This is a genomic window from Methanocorpusculum vombati, from assembly GCF_026891935.1.
GTDB lineage: Archaea > Halobacteriota > Methanomicrobia > Methanomicrobiales > Methanocorpusculaceae > Methanocorpusculum > Methanocorpusculum vombati.
In genome coordinates this window covers 1-2,124 of sequence record NZ_JAPTGC010000037.1, presented here as the reverse complement: position 1 = coordinate 2,124, position 2,124 = coordinate 1, and the positions used below count along the sequence as shown (strand labels likewise).

The 2,124-nt window shown below is 47.6% G+C and carries 1 pseudogene; it reads left to right on the top strand.

Annotated features, from left to right (window positions below):
• Window positions 1-56: 56 nt before the first annotated feature.
• Window positions 57-2,124 (top strand): annotated as a pseudogene (locus O0S09_RS09925) (hypothetical protein); the annotation flags it as partial.

Sequence of the window (2,124 nt, the reverse complement as noted above, 5' to 3'; positions counted from 1 at the left end):
GATTTTCTGGAAATTTTCGTGAGGGTGATTGAATCCTCATTTAGGAGGAATTACATTTGAAAAAAACACAGATTATGGCCTCATTGGCGATTTTCCTTGTTGCAGTGCTCTTTATCGGAGCTGCATCCGCAGCCGCAACAACGGTAACCGTCAATGTGACTGATCCAAATAATCCGTCAGAACCCTCTCTGTTAACTGGGAAGGACTATATTCTGGCGATTGACACACTCTCAAACTATTCTGTTGAGGGTATCAGCCCGCTTCCAGCAGGAGTGTCATTCGTTAATGGTACCAGCGTAGTTACCACTGATATCAACGGAGAAGCAACATTTGAAAATGCAGGAATTTACAAAGGTTCAATTGCCCCACAGGATATTGTCTACACCATCGTCCTGAGTGGTATTGAACAGAACCCAACCACGGGAGTAGTAAACTTTACGGGAACCGATATCTTTGTAGATGGTGCAGACCTTCCAATCACCTATGTATATAACAAGGACAATACAACCTTCAATGCACAGGGTGTTAAGATTCTGGGGACCTCTTTAATTCCAGCAGCTCTTGCAGTGAATGTTTCATCTAATGAGAATGCAAACGTCATTCTGAATATCTCTTCGACTGACGGTACTCTTGCACTTTACAACGGTACTCTGAGTAACGGAAAAATAACGTACACAGACAACCCCGTTGATCTCAAATCTGCGACATACACATTCACAATCACCGCCAAAAACGTGGTCCCTGCACAGCAGGTCAGCGTTCTGGTAAAAGCCCAGACCCCTGTGCCAACACCGACACCGGCACCTGGATATGACACCAGAGACGTGGCAAACGGAACTGATGCATTTGTCTTTGAACACATTAAAGTTGTAGAAACGGATGGAGCTGCAGTCACTGGATCCAAGTTAACGAAGTTCTCCGATGGCAGCTCTCCCAGTGTTGTTAATCAGATCTCTGCAGATTCAAACGGTGTATTCTATCTGACCGAAGAAGTTGTCAACGGCCAGTACGGTACCTACTACGTTGCAGATAAATGGACAGAAAATGCCATGGGCAGTGTTGCTACCGTAAACATTTGGTATCCGGAACTCACCATTCAGGCTGAACTGACGCAGAATCCGAGCACCGGTGCAACTGCTGGTGACTCTATCGATGGAAAGAACGTCAACAAAGACACTGAAATCACGTTCCTGATCAACGCACCGAAAGTTGCTCCGGCATACTATGTCCCATCAACGAAGACTGGTGCAGTCGCAAAGATTGTCTTCACCACCCCGGCATCGGGTAAGACCACAGCCTTTGGTACTGGCGTCTACGAAGTCGAATTCGGCGCTGTGACCCTGAACGCTGCCCAGACTATTGCCGGCTGGACTGAAGCAGGCGATGACGCAACTGCAGGAACCTGGACTGCTCAGGCAGAATACAAGTCTCCGAAAGCATTTGCAGACTATGCAAAGAAATCCAACACGATTTCCTTCACTCTGCAGAGCAGCACTCTGACTCTGACTGCAGCAAAGGACTCTGTTGTTCGCAGCAACCCGTTCACGGTTACTATCAGCGGCAAAGCTCAGTTTGTCTATGCAATCTACCTTGAGAATGCAATTGCAACCGACAACAACCCTGAACTCCAGCCGTCTCAGAGTGGATTCAAAGGTAATTTCCTCTTTGATAACACCATCGAGAACAATGTAGCTGTTCAGGGAGGAGGATTCTTCGAGACTGATGCAAGCGGAAAACGTACTGTCCAGTACAACACCGCAGCAAACACCGAAGACAAGACCTACACCGTCAAAGTCAATGGACTGGTAAGTTATGATGCAACCACTGGTGTTGCAATTCTTGACACCTCCGACTACGACAAAGTCAAAGTCAAAGTTGAGAAAGGAGCAGTAACCATCTCCGCATCCGGTGACGGTTCCTACTACATCGGTGATGAGATTAAACTCACCGGTACCAACACTGACAGCAGCAACATCTTCCTGTTCCTCACCGGACAGAACCTTGCAGAAAACGGTATCGTCCTGAAGGACCTGCCAACCAAGACCGCAGCCCACCTTGCAGAAAACCCGGTCGCTGTCAAGACTGACAACACCTGGGAGTACAAGTGGGATACCTCACAGATTG